Raw genomic sequence first — 17,804 nt, forward strand, 5'->3', positions numbered from 1 at the left:
GCCCGGCTGGCGTGGGAGGCGGAACAGCGGCGTCAGCGGGAGGAGCGAGAACGGCAGGAGGAGGAACGCCGCCTCTGAGAGGCCCAGGAAGAAGAGGAGCACCGCCGACGGGAGGCTGAGAAGAAGGAGCGCAGGCGGCGGGAGTGGGAAGCGGCGGTCAGCGTCGCGACGGTCAAGGCGGTGGACGCCGTACGGGTCGACCGGTTCGGCACCGCTCTGGCGCAATGGCGGGCGGCAGCGGAGATGCGGGCTTTCTGCGCCGCACTCGATGAGGCCGCCTCCGCCTCGGACGACGGCCACGAAGCCGAGCGGCTTCGCGAGTGGTCTACGTGGTGGAAGGCGGAAGCCGACCGGATTGACCCGACCGTGGCCAGCAGGAGCCTGACTGGCCACAGCCTCCACGCGGAACCCACGGGCGACCAGCTACGGCCCTTCCTCGACGGCTGGCACCCACAGCGGCCGGAGAAGGAAAAACCACCGAAGAAGGAAGAACCTAAGGCGGAGGCCGAACCGACCAAGCCGGAGCCGGAACGGTGGCGCGGCTTCAGCGACGAACGTCTGGACCAAGGCTGGAGATATGGACCCCAAGGCCGCGCTCAATGGTGGAGGCGATGACGCCGTGCCCACGGTCACGTAGGGCCTTCACCGACTTCTCCACGAGCTGCCCGAGCCGGACGACCTCCTCGCGCAGGGCGACCAGCTCGTCGTAACGCTCGGCCTTGTCCTGACCACACCACTCACGGACGGTCCGCAGGACGGCCGCCTCCGCGTCCAGCTTGCGGTCGTCCCGGCGGCTGTAGGAGTACCAGGAGGACTGTGTGCGCTCCTGATCGATGGCCTGCTGCCTGCGGTCCACCTCCGGTAAGGATGTCCTCGGCGAGACGGCCGGCCACACGGCGCGCGATGCGCTCGGTGACCGGCCACCCGGCCAGACACATGCCGTGGCGGTTCTCGTAGACCATCGGATCGCCTCGCAGCTCTACGGGATCCATGCCCACAAGGGGAGCGCTGCCGTCGAGACTGCCCATCTCCAGGATCCCAGCGTCCGCGACACTGCGCTGCAGCCGCAGCTTGCTCTTCGGGCGGACGAACCCGAGGATCAACCGTGCGGCCTCGAAGTCGGCGCTTCCCCGCATGTGCCGTGACGCCTCGGCCAGAGCGAACTCGCTCGTGTCGTCCGCACGAAACGCCTCGACGTCCTCCCAGCGCGCCACGAGGGACGTCGCGTCGACCCACTCCTGCAGTCCGGCATCGTCACCGTCGAGGAAACGCACGTGGAGCGAATCGCTCCTACCACGCCCACCCACTCGCACGATCTCGACCTGACGAACCGCACCGCCCAACTCCTTCGGCCTTGCCCGGTAGACCCAGTGCTCACCCATCTCCATGTGCCCATTGAGCCAGGTCTCACGGCCCCATAGCGCGGCCATTGCCGAAACAACAACCGATGGAGCTCCGCTCCTCGCTCCGTCTCCACGGCGACCCGTGGCACAGGTGGCTCGAAAAGTGGTCCGCTGGCCGACCCGCACGACACGGACCTGGCAAGGTGAGGGCTCATCCGGCAGGCCCTGTACATAGGCTCTCGACGCGCCTTGACGCCCTCTGCTCAGTTGGCCGGTTTGGTGGCGCCAGCGCTCCCCATAGCGCCGTTGAACCTGCCTGTCCGTACGGAATCAGCCACGCTCGGTTCCAATACCGCAGAGGGCAGTAGGGTTCCTGGTTGACTCTGGGGAAATTGTTCCGGCTCGCGGCCAAGCGGGCCGCTTGCTGTGAGGGAACGAGGCGCAGTGGCCACGACCACGACGGTGCACGACGTCATCAAGGCGATCCGTAACGGCGTCGACGGAAGCCGCGACCGCGGTACGCGCTTCGAGGAGCTCATGCTCCAGTACCTCAGCACCGATCCCCAGTGGACCGAACAGTTCACTCGGGTGTGGATGTGGGCCGACTGGCCGGGCACCGAGCACGACAAGCGGGACACGGGCATCGACCTGGTTGCGCAGGACCGGGAAACCGGCGGCTTCTGCGCGATCCAGTGCAAGTTCTACGACCCCAGCCATACGCTCCAGAAGGAGGACATCGACTCCTTCTTCACTGCCTCCGGCAAGGGCGGCTTCACCCGTCGCATGATCATCTCCACGACGGAGAAGTGGAGCGTGCACGCCGAGGCCGCGCTGGCTGATCAGCAGATCCCTGTTACCCGGCTCGGCATGTCCGACATCGCGAACAGCCCGGTCGAGTGGTACATGCCTGCGGCCGACGAGCCCTTCGAGCTGAGCCTCCAGACGAAGAAGAGCCCGCGCAAGCACCAGCGCGAGGCCATCGACGCTGTCTTCGCCGGCTTCGCGGAGAACAACCGCGGCAAGCTGATCATGGCGTGTGGCACGGGCAAGACGTTCACGGGCCTGAAGATCGTCGAGCGGCTCCAGAAGGAGCGAGCGGCGGCTGGGGAAGGCGACCACACCACCGTCCTCTTCTTGGTCCCGTCCATCGCCCTGCTGTCCCAGACGCTGCGCGAGTGGTCCTTCGAGACCGAGCTGACGCTGCGTCCCTTCGCAGTGTGCTCCGACGTCAAGGTCGGCAGGGGACAGCCCCAAAGCGACGACCAGGACATGGCCACCCACGACCTGGCCCTGCCCGCCACCACCGACCCTGACCGCCTGATCAAGCAGATGGCTAGCGTGGAGGCCGGCCCCGGCCTGACGGTCGTGTTCTCCACCTACCAGTCGATCGCCACGATCGCCGAGGCGCAGAAAAAGGGCCTGGGCAGCTTCGACCTCATCCTGTGCGATGAAGCCCACCGGACCACCGGTGTCACACTCGCCGGCCATGACGAGTCCGCTTTCGTCCGCGTCCACGACAACGACTACCTCGCCGGTGACCGCCGCCTCTACATGACGGCCACCCCTCGCATCTACAACGAGGACACCAAGGCCGACGCGAAGAACGCCGACGCGGTCCTGGCCTCGATGGACGACGAGTCGACGTTCGGTCCGGAGTTTCACCGCCTCGGGTTCGGCCAGGCTGTGGAGCAGGGCCTGCTCACTGACTACAAGGTCCTCATCCTCACTATCGACGAGGGCGTCGTCGCCAAGACCCTGCAGCAGGGCATGGCTGTCGGATCGTCCGAGCTTGGCCTCGATGACGCCGCAAAGATCATCGGCTGTTGGAACGCCCTCGCAAAGCGAACCGGCACCTTCGCCGACGGCTCCGGCTTCGCCGAGGACGAGGCCCCCATGAAGCGGGCCGTCGCCTTCGCCCGGTCGATCGCGGACTCCAAGTCCATCGCGGAGCGCTTCAACGAGGTCGTCGACGCGTACGACGATGCCGATGACGACGTGCTGCACTGCGAGGTCGACCACGTCGACGGGACCTTCAACACCCTGAAGCGGAACCGCCTGCTCGACTGGCTGAAGCAGGATCCCGGCCAGAACCAGGCCCGCCTCCTGTCCAACGCGCGCTGCCTCTCCGAGGGCGTCGACGTCCCCAGCCTGGACGCCGTCCTCTTCCTCCACCCCCGCAACTCCGTCGTCGACGTCGTCCAGTCCGTCGGCCGCGTGATGCGTCTGGCCCCCGGCAAGAACTACGGCTACATCATCCTGCCCGTCGCCGTGCCGGCCGGCATGCCGCCGGAGAAGGCCCTCGCCGACAACCAGCGCTTCAAGACTGTCTGGCAGGTCCTCCAGGCCCTGCGCGCCCACGACGACCGCTTCAACGCCACCGTCAACCAGATCGAGCTCAACAAGCACAAGCCCGACAACAAGATCGGCATCGGGGCCATCGGACCCAATGACGAGACCGTCGGTGACCAGGACGGTTCCAGCACCGCGGACAGCGCCCAGGAGGCCAAGGACAAGGAGGCCCAGACCGCCCAGCACGTCCAGGACGCCCTGTTCTCCATCAGCGACTGGCGTGACGCCATCTATGCCCGCATCGTCGACAAGGTCGGCGAGCGCCACTACTGGGAGGACTGGGCCAAGGACATCGCCCAGATTGCCGAACGCCATGTCACCCGCATCAAGGCGGCCCTGGAATTCCCGGACAAGCAGGCAGCCTTCCAGGAGTTCGTCAGCGAACTGCGGGCCACCATAAACCCCGGTGTCACCGACGACAGCGCGATCGACATGCTGGCCCAGCACATCGTCACGAAGCCGGTCTTCGACGCCCTGTTCAAGGACTACGCCTTCGCGGAGCACAACCCGGTCTCTATGGCCATGCAGCGGATGCTTGACATCCTCGACGACCAGGGCCTGGACGCTGAGGCCAAGACCCTGAAGGGCTTCTACGAGTCGGTGCGCGTCCGAGCAGAGGGCATCGACAACCACGAGGGACGCCAGCGCGTCATCGTCGAGCTGTACGACAAGTTCTTCAAGACCGCCCTGCCCAAGACCGCCGACGCTCTCGGCATCGTCTACACCCCGATCGAGGTCGTCGACTTCATCCTCCGTGCCACCGAGCAGGCCCTGAACAAGCACCTGGGGCGCTCTCTTTCCGACGCAGGCGTCCAGATCATCGACCCCTTCGTCGGCACTGGCACCTTTCCTGTCCGTCTCCTCCAGTCCGGCCTGATCAAGCCCGCCGACCTGCTACGCAAGTACACGAGCGAACTCCACGCCAACGAGATCGTGCTCCTCGCGTACTACATCGCGGCCGTCAACATCGAAGCCGCCTTCCACGACCTTGCCGGGGGCGAGTACCAGCCCTTTGAAGGCATCGTCCTCACCGACACCTTCCAGCTCGCTGAAGGTACGGCGAAACTCGACGGAATGGAGGTCCTGGAAGGCAACAGCGAGCGCGCTAAGAAGCAGCAGAACCAGGACATCACCGTGGTGGTTGGCAATCCGCCATATTCCGTAGGCCAGGACAGCGCGAACGACGACAACCAGAATCTTAAGTACGACGTCCTGGACGAGCGCATCAAGGAAACCTACGCCTCGCTCTCCACTGCCAGCTCTGTACGCACCTTGTACGACTCCTACATCCGAGCCATCCGGTGGGCCTCAGACCGAATCACCAACGAGGGTATCGTCGCCTATGTTTCAAATGGCGGCTACATCGATGGGAACACGTACGACGGCCTCCGCAAGTCACTTGCCAGCGAATTCGACGCGATCTATTGCTACAACCTTCGAGGTAACCAGCGCACTGCCGGAGAGCAGTCCCGAAGGGAAGGCGGCAAGATTTTTGGCTCCGGCAGCCGGAACACGGTGGCCATCCTAATCCTCGTCAAGGGGGGTCAGAAGACGAGCGAGGGTTACACCTTGCATTACCGGGATATCGGAGAATACCTTAGCCGCGAACGGAAGCTCAGCATCCTGGCTGGCCAATCCCTGGATTCGGTGGAGTGGCAGGAAATCACACCCAACGAGTCTGGCGACTGGGTCCACCAGCGAAACGAGCACTTCTCTAAGTTCCAGGCCCTCGTAGATACGGAGAAGACGCTCCAGCCCGCCGCAATTTTCGAATCTCACTCCCTGGGCCTCGGCACGAATCGCGATGCATGGGTGTACAACTACTCGGAGCAGATCGTAAAGGAGAATGTCGAGTCCACCATCGACTTCTATAACGAACAGGTTGATGAGTTCATTAAGCACTGCAAGGCTAAAGGGTTGGCCCACCCCAAGGCTCCCGATGCAGAAAAATTCATCGACCGCAACCCCTTGAAGATTAGCTGGTCATCCAGCCTTATCCCCAAGGTAGCTCGCGGGAAAAAGATCGCCTTCGACAGGGCTAAAGTGACCACCAGCACGTATCGGCCTTTCAGCCGGCAGGCCGTCTACTTCGATCGCGATCTCAACCACCGCCCCGGCAAGCTGCCGCAGATGTTCCCGACGCCAGACCATCCGAACATCGGCTTCTATGTTAATGGTTTTCACGCGACAGCCGATTTCGCGGTCCTGGCTACCAACCTAATCCCCTGCCTGGACGTGTTCGGCAAGGGCGGCTACTTCTTCCCCCTCCACACCTACCGCGAGCTGGCCACCGAAGGTGGGTTTGACTTCGGTGACGACGAGAACGCCTACGAGCGGGTCGATAACATCACTGATGCGGCGCTCCGGGCATACCGTGAGACCTACGGCGATAGCGCCATCACCAAGGATGACGTTTTCTACTACGCCTACGGCCTGCTCCACTCCCAGGAGTACCGAGACCGTTTCGCCGCTGACCTGAAGAAGACCCTTCCCCGCATCCCCAAGGTGCGCGACTTCCACAGCTTCGCCGAGGCCGGACGCAAGCTCACCGACCTGCACGTCAACTACGAGCAGGCAGAGCCGCACGCAGGCATCGTTGAGAAGGTCTCTGGCGACGCGTCTGCCACGCCCGCGAGTGAGCTGTACCGAGTCACCAAGATGAAGATCCCGAAGGCGAAGGGGCAGCCCGACCGCTCGACGATCGTCTACAACCACCGGGTGACCCTCACCAACATCCCGGCGGAGGCGTACCGCTACCAGCTCGGTCCTCGTTCCGCGATCGAGTGGATCATCGACCGCTACCAGGTCAAGGTCGACAAGGCGTCGGAGATCACAAACGACCCGAACGACTGGTCCGACGACCCGCGGTACATCATCGACCTCCTCAAGCGGATCGTGACCGTCTGCCTGGAGACGATGAAGATCGTGGATGCGCTGCCGGCCCTCGACATCCTCGACTAGGAGCCCGCCCGAGAGTCGCCAGAGCGGCGTCCTGGTTGTAGTTCTGGTTGCATTCACCCCCGTCCGGGCCCGTCCGGGCGGGGTCGCCCCGAACGCTCCGCCGCAGGTCAGGACGGATACGACCCCCGCCGGACCCCCGTACGAACATTTGGAAAGCGTGTTGGGGGCAACCCCTCACGAGTTCGAATCTCGTATCCTCCGCCGGCAGAAGGCCCGGACCGTTTCGACGGTCCGGGCCTTCGTCGTTTCCCGTCAGGGGCTCTCCGTCAGAGGACGGATCATCGCGTCGGGACGGATGCCCCCGCCCCGCGCCGGAAGCGGCAGAGGCGTCGCAGGCGTCAGCAGGCCCAAGGCAGGGCGCGGGTGCCCTCCGTGCCGGGTACGGAGGCGACGCCGTCCGCGCGCATGGCTACGTGTGCCTCGGCCGCCCGCGGGGCGTGGATCCGGCGGAGCGTGTCCGGTGGGAGGACGCAGGTCTGTCCGGCCGAGACCTGTTCGGTGCGGCCGGCGCAGGTGACCTCGAGGGTGCCGGCGGTCACCGTCCAGATCTGTTCGCGGCTGACGGCGTGCTCGGGGCCGGTGCGGCCCGCTTCCATCGCGACGGTCCAGGTGCTGAGTTCCGCGCTGCCCCGGCTGGGGGCGGCCAGACCGGTCATGCGGGCGTTCGGGGACTCGGTGACGTCCTCGGCGGTGGGGGTGAGCACGGTCACGGTCGCCTCGTCGTTCTCCGTGGGCTCCTCCTGCGCGGCCCATTCGACGAACTGGACGACGACGCCGTTCGGATCGGTCAGCTGGAACAGCCGCTCGCCCCAGGGTTCCTCGCGCAGCGGCATGGTGATCGGGGCACCGGCCTCGCGCAGGCGCCGTTCCTCGGCCTCGATGCCGGTGACGGTGAGCGCGAGGATCAGGCCCGTGGCCTGCCGGTCGCGCTGCTCGGGCGGGAGGACCTCGGTGCCGCGCCGGAGCAGTACGACGTCGGCGGCGGCGTCACCGCGGGTCAGGGACGCGAAGCCGTCGGCGGCCATGGCGACCTCGTAGCCGAGGTGGGTGCGGAAGAACTCACGCGAGGCGTCCACGTCGGCGACGGTGAGGGACAGGGTGGAGGTGGTGACGTTCAGGGTGACTCCTGGCAGGTGCGGGTGCGGGTGCGAGGGCTTCGGGTGCGGTGTGCGGTGGTTCCGGGTGCGCGGGTGCGGGCGCGGCTCTACTCCGGCGTCCTCGCGTAGGTCAGGACGACGTTTCCGCCCTCGAACACGCGGCTGTCCGCCAGCCGGAACGTGCGCGGCGAGAAGTCGGCGCGGAAGAGCGGAACGCCGCTGCCGGCCACGACCGGGTACTGCTTGACGACCAGCTCGTCGATCTCGGGCAGGAGCCTGCCTGCCAGCTCGGCGCCGCCGCAGAGCCAGATCCTGAGGCCCTCCTCCCGCTTGAGCGCGCGCACCAGGGCGACCGGGTCCTCGTCCGTGACCTCGACGGCCGGGTCCGGGCTCGTGGTGAGCGAGCGGGAGAAGACGATCTGCCGCAGGTGGGCGTACGGGCTGGTGAGGCCAGCGGCCAGGCCCGGGGCGTACGTGCCGCGGCCCATCAGGACCGTGTCGAAGCGCGTGTTGGGCGCGTCCGCGACGCCGAGCGCCGCGCGGCCCGGGGTGGGGAGGGCGTCCGCGAAGTCGGTGCTCAGGAAGGGCAGGAAGTCCGGGGTGACGTGCGGGGTGAAGAAGTCGAAGCCGCCGTCGGGAGCGGCGATGTAACCGTCGAGGGTGGCACCGACGAAGTAAGTGAGCTTGCGCATCCCGGTCCGTTTCACTCAGGCGATCTTTACGACGAGCGCAACTTTAACCGGGCCCCTGAGAGGTGGTCAAGAGTAATTTTGCATCGGACGTAAGAATCTTTCCCGGGCGGCACACCCCGCGCCGATTCGCCAGAGCGCTCCGTCCGCTTTGCCTGGATATGCTGTGAAATGTGGTTAAATCTGGTCGGCTCCGGCCCCGCCGTCGTCACGGCCGGGGGCCGCTCACGCTGCTGTCACCGGTGATCCTCACCGTTGTCATCGCCAGCCTGGCCTACACCACCCCCAGGAGCATGGCCTTCAGCCGGCTGCTGCCCGCGGCGCCCGCCCTCGCCGCCGCCATGTGGCCCGTACTGCCCACCGTCCTGCTCGGGACCGTCTGCCTCTTCCTCATGATCGGCCTCGGCATCGTCTTCCCGGACCTGGGGACGGGGTACACGGCGGCGGGGATCGTCGCGGTGACCGTGGCGGCCGCGTACGGCAGTCACGTACGGCTCCAGCGCGAGCAGTCCCTCTTCCAGGTCCGGCTCGTCGCCGACGCGGCCCAACAGGTGGTCCTGAGTCCGATGCCGCGCCGCTTCGGGGGCATCGAGATCGAGTCGCTGTATCTCGCCGCCGCGGCGGAGGCCCGGATCGGCGGCGACTTCTACGAGGTGGCCGACACCCCGTACGGCGTCCGGCTGCTCATCGGCGACGTACGCGGCAAGGGGCTGCCCGCGGTCGGGACAGCCGCCGCGGTCGTCAATTCCTTCCGGGAGGCGGCCTACGACGAACCCGACCTGGGCGGCATCGCGCGCAGACTGGAGGCCAGCAGCGCCCGGTACAGCGCCGCCTTCTCCCCCGAGGACCTGACGGAACGCTTCTCCACCGCCGTCCTCGTCGAGATCCCGCACGAGGACGGCCGCCTCAGGATCCTCAACTGCGGGCACCCCCCGCCACTGCTCCTCGGCCACGGCGAGCTCCGCGTCCTGGAGCCCACCTCCCCCTCGCCGCTGCTCAACCTCGCCGACCTGATCGGCGACCACTACAGCGTCGACACGGTCGACTTCTCCCCCGGTGACCTGCTGCTCCTCTACACCGACGGCGTCACCGAGGCCCGCGACCGCGAGGGCGGCTTCTTCCCGCTCGCGACCTGGATGGGCGGGCAGCCGCCGGGCCGCCCGCGCGAGCTGCTCGACGCCCTCCACCGCGACCTCCTCCACTACAGCGGGGGCGGTCTCGACGACGACATCGCCGCCCTCTCCGTGCGGCTGCGCGGACCTTCGGAGCCGCACGGAGAGGGGCGGCCCGCCGCGTCGCGGGAGCCTTGCTGACCGGCCGGTCAGCGCGGGTGAGGTGACGACGCCACCGTTCGTCCCGTGTCCGCGCCGCGCAGGCGCGCCTCCAGGCCGTCGAGGAGGGCCTGGAGGCCGAAGGCGAAGGTGTCGGCCGGGGCCTCGGCGTAGGCGCCGGGGTCCAGGGAGGCGGCGGGATCCGTCGAGGCCGCCGCCCCGATACGGGCCCGTAGGCGCGGGAAACGGGACGCGACCTCGGCGGCCTCCTTCATCGTGGCGCCGAACGCCTCCTCCGCGTCACCGCCCTCCCGCTCGATCCTCCGGGTCAGCGACACCATGGCGGCCGCGCCCGAGGCGTTGCCGAGGACGTACGTGAAGACGGCGCCCGCGGCCCGGTCGGCCTGCGGGCCGGTGAAGCCGGCCTTCTCGTAGACCGCGAGGTTGTGGTCGTCGTGGCGCGCCTTGCCCTCGCCGTGGAAGAGGTGGGTCGCGAAGGCCTGCACGAGCCAGGGGTGCCGGGCGAACATCGCGTAGAGGTCGGTGGCCATGGCGGTCGCCGCGGTGCGCCAGTCGACGGCGTCGAGGTCGGGCAGCCCCACCTCGCCCCAGACCCGGTCGCCGGCGAGCGTGACGAGGTTGTCCTTGTTCTTGACGTGCCAGTAGACGGCGGTGGCGGCCGAGTTCAGGCGCTGGCCGAGGCCGCGCATGTTGAGGCCTTCCAGCCCGTCCGCGTCGAGCAGCGCTGGGCGCCGTGAAGTCCGTCCGGGCCGCCTTCCGGCGCAAGGGCGACCCGGAGCTGCTGCGGGTCGACGTCCGCGCCTTCCTCAAGGCCGCCGAGGGCGCCTTCCCCTCCTGGACCCGCATCCTCCAGAACGTCCGCCACACCGTGGTCTTCGCCGGCTCCGCCCTCGCGCTGACCGCCGCCGCCCTGGTCTGAGCGCCGGTGGCGCTCAGGGCCGGCGCCCCGGCGGGGCCGCGGGCGGCCAGGCCGTCGGGGACAGCAGGCCGAGGGGGGATCCGCCCCCGGGCCCCCTTTTCCGCGCTTCGCGCGGTGTCCTCAAGCGCCGGACGGGCTGAAATCAGCCCGTCCGGGGGCACCTCCCAGCGGTAGCTGGGGGAGCTTGAGGACATTCGGGAAGGGGCGGGGTGGGGAACAGGCCCGCCGCAGGCACACCCCACCCGCAGGCGCACCCCACCCTCACCCGCCCCCACCACACCCACCCGGTACCTTCGCCTGGGTCCGCGGATCCCCCGCCGGCCCCCGGGCGACAAAGGAACGTGAACACGGTGGACGCACACGAACAGCTGGCGACGCGCTTCGAGGAGCACCGGCCGCATCTTCGGGCCGTCGCCTACCGCATGCTCGGCTCGCTCGGTGAGGCCGAGGACGCCGTGCAGGACACCTGGCTGCGTGCCTGCCGCGCGGACACCGGCGGCGTGGAGAACCTCGGCGGCTGGCTGACCACCGTCGTGGGGCGCGTCTGTCTGAACATGCTGCGTGCCCGGGAGAACCGGCGCGAGGACCCGCTGGAGGCGCGGTTCTCCGACCCGGCGGCCGGTGACGGGGACGACCCCGAACGCGAGGCGCTGACGGCCGACTCGGTCGGGGTGGCACTGCTGGTGGTGCTCGACACGCTGACCCCGGCCGAGCGGCTCTCCTTCGTGCTGCACGACATGTTCGCGGTGCCCTTCGACGAGATCGCCCCGATGATCGAGCGGACCCCGGCCGCGGCGCGGCAGCTCGCGAGCCGCGCCCGCCGCCGGGTCAAGGGCGGTACCCCGGCGCCCGCGGCGGACCTCGCCCGCCGGCGGGAGGTCGTCGCCGCCTTCCTGGCCGCCACGCGGGGCGGCGACTTCGACGCGCTCGTCACCCTGCTCCACCCGGACGTGGTCCTCCGTGCCGACAAGGCCGTCGTCCCCACGCCCGAGCCGATCGTCGTCCGGGGCGGGCACACGGTGGCGAAGGGCGCGATGGCCGCGATGGGACGGGCCCGGTTCACGGGGCTCGCGCTCGTCGACGGGGCGGTGGGGCTCGCGATGGCGCCGTTCGGGCGGCTGGCGCTGGTCCTGGGCTTCACGGTCGTGGACGGTCTGATCACTTCGATCGACATCGTCGCCGAACCGGAGCACCTCGGCCGGCTCACCCTCGCGGTCGTCGAGGACTGAGCCCGGAGTGTCCGTCGGCGGGCACTTTTCCACTCAGTCCTCGTGTGTCGCCCCCGTGTCGATGAGGATCTGCTCCGCCTGCGTGACGTTGCCGGCCTGTACCGCCTGCGCCATCGCCGCGCGGGCGGCGTCGGGGGTCGCCTGGGGAGGGACGAGCAGCAGGAGGAAGTGGTCCTGGTCGCCCCGGGTGATGAGGACCGTGTCGTCGCCGACCGGGAAGGAGTCGATGTGCACGACGCGGTCGCCGATGGTCAGGCGGAGGGGGAGTTCCTCCCAGGCGCTCGCGTCCAGGCCCACGCGCGTGATGGGGCCGAGGTGCTCCGTCAGCGCGATGATCAGGCTGGGCAGCTCGGCGGCGATGTCCCGGGAGCGGGGCCACCAGGCACCGTCCAGGATCCCCTCGCGGGTCCGGGTGGTCTCCAGCCTCAGGAGAGCCGTGCCGGGTCGTACGGCGTGGTGGATCTCGTCCGGCAGCAGCTGGGGGCCGCGCGGCGGCTCGGGGTGTGCGGCGGAATCGGCCATGGTCGCCCGTCTCCGGTGTCGGTGCGTGCGCCGGTCGCCCCGGCGGACCTCGCTGCGTCCGCCGGCGGGCCGGGCGCCCTCCCTCGGTGATCTCACCGTACTCCGCCGACCGGTGGGAGGCGCGTCCACGGCGCCGCCCCGGGCCGGCGCTCCCCCGGAAGACGTCGGGCCGCGCACCCCCGGCGGGCCCCTCACCGGAGTACGGTGAACGTACCGGGAGCACTTCGTACACCGGCTTCCACGCGGGTGTCGTTCTCCGGCGAGCGGCGACGCCGGGCCGCCGGACGACGACGGCCCGGGGGCAGGTTCGCACCATGACCATGACCATCGATCGCGTGACACCCCGCGACCGCGCCGGCGCCCCCTCGCCCCCGGCCCGCCTTTCCCCGGCAGAGGACCGGGAGACCGGCGAGGACGCGGCGGCCTCCTCGCCCGGGCACCCGATCGGGGGCAGGAACGGCCCCGCGCCCCACCAGCCCGGACCGGGCTCCGCCCGGTGCACCCGAAGGAGGTGACGGTCGTGGAGATCGTCCTCACCGTGCTGGCGATCCTCGCCCTGATCGCCCTGGGAGCCCTTCTGATCCACCTGCTCAACGCACAGCACGAGCAGCGGATCGCGAGCTTCCACTACAGCGGTGTCCTGCCGTGGCGAGGCGGCTGGAACCCCAAGCGCCGGCTTCCGGCGCGGCAGCCCGCGAAGACGTACGCCGTGAGCACCCGGCGGGAGCACCCCCGTACGAGCCGGGGCCGGCGGTAGGCAGCACCGCCCGTCCCTCCCCTGTCCCCCTGTCCCCGTGTCCCGAGTCGAGGTCAGCATGAAGCCCGCGGAACCCGTGCCTTCGGGAGGACGCGCCGACGTCCGTATCGTCGCCGCGTCCCCCGAGACCGCCCGCCGGATCGCCGAGGTCATCCGGCGGTGCTTCGCCGCCACCGAGCAACGCAGCTACCCCGCCGGGCGCGACGGCGGGACCCGGCTCCACCTCGCGGTGGACACCACGCGCACCGCCGGGCCCGCCCGCTCGTGGCTGGCGGCCAGCCGGCCGGACTGAGCCGACGGCGGCCGGGCCGGCTCCCGGGCCCGCCTGCCACCGCCCTCCGGTGTCGTACGCTGCTGTGCAGGTACGGGGCCGGGGCCGGGGAGAGGCATGTCCACAACCGCAGATCACCAGCACGCGGCGCAGAGGCCTCACCTTCGCGAACCGGACCGGATACGCGGTCTCCTCGACGCCGTCATGAGCCTCGGCCGCGGTCTCGAACTGCCGCAGGTGCTCCGGGGGATCGTCGAGGCGGCCGTCACGCTCACCGACGCCGAGTACGGCGCGCTCGGCGTCGTCGGCGACCAGCAGAAGCTGTCGGAGTTCCTGACCGTCGGCATGTCCGAGGAGCTGGAGGCGCGGATAGGCCGGACGCCGTGCGGGCGGGGCATCCTCGGCGAGCTCATCCGCAACCCCGTGCCGCTGCGCCTCACCGACCTCTCGCGGCATCCGCACAGCTACGGCTTCCCGTCCAACCACCCCCCGATGCGCACCTTCCTCGGGGTGCCCGTCCGCGTCCGGGACGAGGTCTTCGGCAACCTCTACCTCACCGAGAAGCGCGGCGGCGCCGCCTTCGACGAGGACGACGAGGCCGTCCTGACCACCCTGTCCATCGCGGCCGGCGTCGCCATCGACAACGCCCGGATGTACCACGAGAGCCGCCGCCGCGAGCGCTGGCTGGAGGCGCTGGGTGAGATCACCCGCAGCCTGCTCTCCGGCACCGCCGCCGGTGACGTCCTGCACCTGATCGCCGAGCGGGCCATGGAGGTCGCGAGCGCCGACCACGCCGCCGTCCTGCTGCCCGGCGGACCGGCCGGGACGGACCCGAACGTGCTGACCGTCGAGGTCTCCCACGGCCACGGCGCGAGCCGCGTCGACGGCCTCGCCGTACCGGCCGAAGGCTCGCTGGCAGGCCTCGCCGCCCGCAGCGGGCGGCCCGTGGCCAGCTCCGACGTCCGGGTGGATCCCCGGGCCCACCCCATGGAGGCCGGCGAGGAGCACGGCGAGGACCTCTGCGGGCCCACCGTCTCCGTACCGCTCCAGATCGACGCCGGGGCCTCCGGTGCCCTGCGGCTGAGCCGGCTCGCCGGCCGGCCCGCGTTCGACGACACCGAGGTCAAGCTGATCTCGGGCTTCGCCGACCAGGCCGCGATCGCCCTCGAACTCGCCCGGCGGCGCGCGGAGTCGGAGGACCTCGCCGTCCTGCACGACCGTGACCGCATCGCCCGCGACCTGCACGACCTCGCCATCCAGCGGCTCTTCGCCACCGGGATGACGCTCCAGAGCGCGACCCGGCTCATCGACCGCCCCGAGGCCGCCGAGCGGGTCGGCCGGGCCGTCGGCGACCTGGACACCACCATCCAGATCATCCGGTCGACCATCTTCGGGCTGCGTGCCACGGGCGACGGCACGAGCGGGCCGAGCCTGCGCCGGAGCATGGCCGAGACCGCGCAGGCCGCCGGGCGGACGCTCGGCTTCCCGCCGTCGCTGCGGATCGAGGGGCCGGTGGACACGAACGTTCCCGGCGAACTGGCCGAGCAGGTGCTGGCGGTGACTGCGGAGGCCCTCAGCAATGTGGCGCGGCACGCGCGGGCCCGGCGGGTCGAGGTGGTGCTCACCGTGGGGGACGAGGTGACGCTGTCCGTGTCGGACGACGGCGTGGGGCTGGGCGACGGCGAGGCTCCGGGGCGTCAGCACGCGGGCGGGCTGGCGAACATGCGGTCGCGGGCGGAGCTGCACGGTGGGGTGTTCTCGGTGTCGTCGGGGGCCGAGGGCGGCACGCGGGTCCGCTGGAGTGCGCCGTTGCCGGAGTGACGCGGCACGGGGCCGGCGGGGCGGGTTACCGCCGCGCGGGGCCTTTTCCCCACCCCGCCCCTTCCCGAAAGTCCTCAAGCGCCGGACAGGCTGAAGATCAGCCCCGGCTCTCAACGCTCCCGCTCCCCCCGTACCCGTCCCGCGATCACCGCCGCCTGTACGCGCCGTCCCACCCCCAGCTTCGCCAGCAGGGACGAGATGCGGTTCTTGACCGTCTTCTCGGCCAGGAACAGGCGGTCGGCTATCTGCCGGTTGGTCAGGCCCTCGCCGATGAGTTCCAGGATCTGCCGCTCGCGGGGCGAGAGGCTGTCCAGTTCCGAGGCGCCGGAGCCCGGGGCGGTCTCCGGTGCCGCCGGGGACTCCTGGGGGGCGCGCAGGCGGGCCATGACGCGGGACGCCGTGCGCGGGTCGAGCATCGACTTGCCGGTGGCGACCGTACGTACGGCCGTCACCAGCTCCGAGCCGTTGATCTGCTTGAGCACATAGCCCGCGGCGCCCGCCATGATGGCGTCGAAGAGCGCCTCGTCGTCGTCGAACGACGTCAGCATCAGACAGCGCAGATCAGGCATCCTGGCGCGGAGTTCACGGCAGACCTCCACGCCCTCGTGGTCGCCGCCGCCGCTGCCGGGGCGTTCCCCGAGCCGTACGTCGAGGACGGCCACGTCCGGGCGGACGGCCGGGACCCGGGCGAGGGCCTCGCGGCCGGTGGCGGCCTCGCCCACGACCTCGATGTCCGGTTCCGCTTCCAGGAGGTCCCGCACCCCTCGGCGCACCACTTCGTGGTCGTCGAGGACGAAGACGCGCAACGGCGGGGCGGGCGAGGTGTTTTGATCCATACAAGCAGTATGTCCGGGCCCGGCGGAGCGGGAGGAGAGGGGCCACCCCGACACAGGGGTGGTGCTCCCGCCGGGCCACGGACACCCGCACAGCCCACACCCTCCGCCCGCCCGCCGATAGGGCCGAACGGCCCCTGCCGGCAGGGCCGTCCGGACCCCCGGAATAGGGCCGTCCGGGCCCGGTGACCCGGTGCCAGAATGACGCGTCCCGCCCGCAGGGGGACGGCCGGGCACTGCTGCGCCCACCGTCCCCCGGCGGGTTCCCCCGGCGCGACACCCGTGCCTGCCCGAGGAGCCTGTGCCCCGTGACCACCGTCGACGCCCAGTACCACGCGCTACTGGCCCGGCACGACGCGATGCGCCTGCGCCGGCAACTCCTGTCCCCCGACCGGCGGCCCGAGAGCGGTGGCGGCACGCGCCCCGCCCGGGTCGCTCACCCCTCCTACGACGGCGCCGCCGACCAGGAGCTGATCCTGCGTCACCTCCACCTGGCGACGCCCTTCGACGTCCTGATCGCCCACCTCTACGAGGCGATGTTCGCGCACCACCCCTACCTGCGATCGCTGTTCCCCTCCTCGATGGAGTTCCAGCGCAAGCACCTGGAGGCGATCTTCCGCTACCTGATCGAGAACCTGCACCGGTCCGACGAGGTGGCCAGGGAGTTCACCCGGCTCGGCCGTGACCACCGCAAACTGGGCGTACGGCCGGTGCACTACGAGACGTTCGAATCCGCCCTGTGCGAGGCGCTGCGCCGCACGGCGGGGACCGCGTGGCACAGGGAGCTGGAGGGGGCGTGGGTGCGCATGCTGCGCTTCGCCGTGGGCGCCATGGTCGAGGGCGCGGAGGCCGCGCTCGCCGAGCCCCCGGACTGGCCGGCCACCGTCACGGCCCACGAGCCGCGCCGCCCGGACCTCGCCGTCCTGCGCGTACGCGCCCACGAGCCGTACCCCTACCGCGCCGGGCAGTACGCGTCCGTCGCCTCCCCCTTACTGCCCCAGGCCTGGCGGCAGTACTCGCTGGCCACGGCGCCCCGGCCGGACGGCGAGCTGGAGTTCCATGTGCGACAGACCTGTACGGGCGGGGTGAGCGAGGCCCTGGTGACGCACACCGCCGTCGGTGACACGCTGCGCGTCGGGCCCCCCGCCGGGACGATGACGCTCGACGACGAGGGCGCCGCGCCCGCCCGCGACCTGCTGCTGGTCGCGAGCGGCATCGGCTGGGCGGCGGCGAAGTCGCTGCTGGAGGAGCTGGCCGGGCGCCGGATGGGCGGGCGGAGCGTGCACCTCTTCCTCGGGGCCGACGACCTGGCCGGGCTCTACGACGCGGGCCCCGTGGCCGAGCTGGAGCGCCGCCGCCCGTGGCTGCGCGTGGTCCCGGTGCTCGGTACCGGCCCGGCGGCGGACCCGTACCGTCCGCTGGCCGACGCGGTGGCCCGGCGCGGTGACTGGTCGGACCACCTCGCCTACGTCAGCGGGCCGCCCGCGATGGTCGCCGCGACCGTCGCCCGGCTGGCCGGTACGCACCTGCCCGCCGACCGCGTCCGGCACGATCCGCTGCCGGACGCCCCCTGACCTGGGCCCGCCGCCGCACGTCCCCTCACGGCGGGCGCGGCGGGTCCAGCCGAGACGAGCCGGCCGTCCGATACGGTCCGAACGGTCATGCGGAGACCCCCGCCTCCTCCTCCGCCGGGCCACCGGCGGACGGCCGGCTCCCCGCCC

At 70.4% G+C, this 17,804-nt stretch carries 13 protein-coding genes and 1 pseudogene; 8 read left to right on the forward strand and 6 right to left on the reverse strand.

The features are described 5' to 3' along the window. Positions 1-544: 544 nt before the first annotated feature. Positions 545-1,388 (reverse strand): annotated as a pseudogene (locus SMD11_RS15665) (PE-PGRS family protein). A gap of 399 nt (positions 1,389-1,787) precedes the next feature. On the opposite strand from SMD11_RS15665, the gene SMD11_RS15670 reads away from it, so the two are divergent. After that, positions 1,788-6,653 carry a DEAD/DEAH box helicase gene (locus SMD11_RS15670; RefSeq protein ID WP_199843888.1) on the forward strand — a complete coding sequence of 1,622 codons (4,866 nt, stop codon included), beginning with the start codon at positions 1,788-1,790 and terminating at the stop codon, positions 6,651-6,653. Positions 6,654-6,991: 338 nt separating this feature from the next. Here SMD11_RS15670 and SMD11_RS15675 read toward each other — a convergent pair whose 3' ends face one another. After that, the gene (locus SMD11_RS15675; protein WP_324614805.1) at positions 6,992-7,786 is read right to left on the reverse strand and encodes a VOC family protein; all 795 of its coding nucleotides are present in this window, start codon (positions 7,784-7,786) and stop codon (positions 6,992-6,994) included. A gap of 71 nt (positions 7,787-7,857) precedes the next feature. Then, the gene (locus SMD11_RS15680) at positions 7,858-8,442 is read right to left on the reverse strand and encodes a dihydrofolate reductase family protein (protein ID WP_087927053.1); all 585 of its coding nucleotides are present in this window, start codon (positions 8,440-8,442) and stop codon (positions 7,858-7,860) included. 239 nt (positions 8,443-8,681) lie between these two features. Here SMD11_RS15680 and SMD11_RS15685 point away from each other — a divergent pair, with 239 nt between their 5' ends. Then, positions 8,682-9,752 carry a PP2C family protein-serine/threonine phosphatase gene (locus SMD11_RS15685; RefSeq protein WP_234366054.1) on the forward strand — a complete coding sequence of 357 codons (1,071 nt, stop codon included), beginning with the start codon at positions 8,682-8,684 and terminating at the stop codon, positions 9,750-9,752. An 8-nt stretch (positions 9,753-9,760) separates the two neighbouring features. Here SMD11_RS15685 and SMD11_RS15690 read toward each other — a convergent pair whose 3' ends face one another. Continuing rightward, the gene (locus SMD11_RS15690) at positions 9,761-10,420 is read right to left on the reverse strand and encodes a TetR/AcrR family transcriptional regulator C-terminal domain-containing protein (protein WP_087927055.1); all 660 of its coding nucleotides are present in this window, start codon (positions 10,418-10,420) and stop codon (positions 9,761-9,763) included. A gap of 44 nt (positions 10,421-10,464) precedes the next feature. On the opposite strand from SMD11_RS15690, the gene SMD11_RS15695 reads away from it, so the two are divergent. Both SMD11_RS15695 and SMD11_RS15700 read left to right on the forward strand, forming a co-directional pair. After that, positions 10,465-10,650 (forward strand): hypothetical protein, encoded by a 186-nt coding sequence (locus SMD11_RS15695; protein WP_199843889.1) that lies wholly within the window; start codon positions 10,465-10,467, stop codon positions 10,648-10,650. A 350-nt stretch (positions 10,651-11,000) separates the two neighbouring features. After that, positions 11,001-11,879, forward strand: a complete 879-nt coding sequence (locus SMD11_RS15700; RefSeq protein WP_087930530.1) for a sigma-70 family RNA polymerase sigma factor — start codon at positions 11,001-11,003, stop codon at positions 11,877-11,879. A gap of 33 nt (positions 11,880-11,912) precedes the next feature. On the opposite strand, the gene SMD11_RS15705 is transcribed toward SMD11_RS15700, so the two are convergent. Further along, complete coding sequence (locus SMD11_RS15705; protein WP_087927056.1) at positions 11,913-12,401, reverse strand: DUF5994 family protein; 489 nt, start codon at positions 12,399-12,401, stop codon at positions 11,913-11,915. 520 nt (positions 12,402-12,921) lie between these two features. On the opposite strand from SMD11_RS15705, the gene SMD11_RS15710 reads away from it, so the two are divergent. From SMD11_RS15710 to SMD11_RS15720, 3 genes are all read left to right on the forward strand, one after another. Next, positions 12,922-13,158, forward strand: coding sequence for a hypothetical protein (locus SMD11_RS15710; protein ID WP_159395305.1), 237 nt, complete (start codon positions 12,922-12,924; stop codon positions 13,156-13,158). Positions 13,159-13,216: 58 nt separating this feature from the next. After that, positions 13,217-13,450, forward strand: a complete 234-nt coding sequence (locus SMD11_RS15715) for a hypothetical protein (RefSeq protein ID WP_087927058.1) — start codon at positions 13,217-13,219, stop codon at positions 13,448-13,450. 96 nt (positions 13,451-13,546) lie between these two features. Beyond that, on the forward strand, positions 13,547-15,250 hold the full coding sequence (locus SMD11_RS15720) for a GAF domain-containing sensor histidine kinase (RefSeq protein WP_199843890.1): 1,704 nt from the start codon (positions 13,547-13,549) through the stop codon (positions 15,248-15,250). Between the two features lie 110 nt (positions 15,251-15,360). Here SMD11_RS15720 and SMD11_RS15725 read toward each other — a convergent pair whose 3' ends face one another. Next, the gene (locus tag SMD11_RS15725; RefSeq protein ID WP_087927059.1) at positions 15,361-16,086 is read right to left on the reverse strand and encodes a response regulator; all 726 of its coding nucleotides are present in this window, start codon (positions 16,084-16,086) and stop codon (positions 15,361-15,363) included. A 305-nt stretch (positions 16,087-16,391) separates the two neighbouring features. On the opposite strand from SMD11_RS15725, the gene SMD11_RS15730 reads away from it, so the two are divergent. Further along, entirely contained in the window at positions 16,392-17,657 is a 1,266-nt protein-coding gene (locus tag SMD11_RS15730; RefSeq protein WP_418952446.1) for a globin domain-containing protein, read from the forward strand. Positions 17,658-17,804 lie beyond the last annotated feature (147 nt).

Origin of the sequence: Streptomyces albireticuli, from assembly GCF_002192455.1 — a bacterium.
GTDB classification, from domain to species: Bacteria; Actinomycetota; Actinomycetes; order Streptomycetales; family Streptomycetaceae; genus Streptomyces; species Streptomyces albireticuli_B.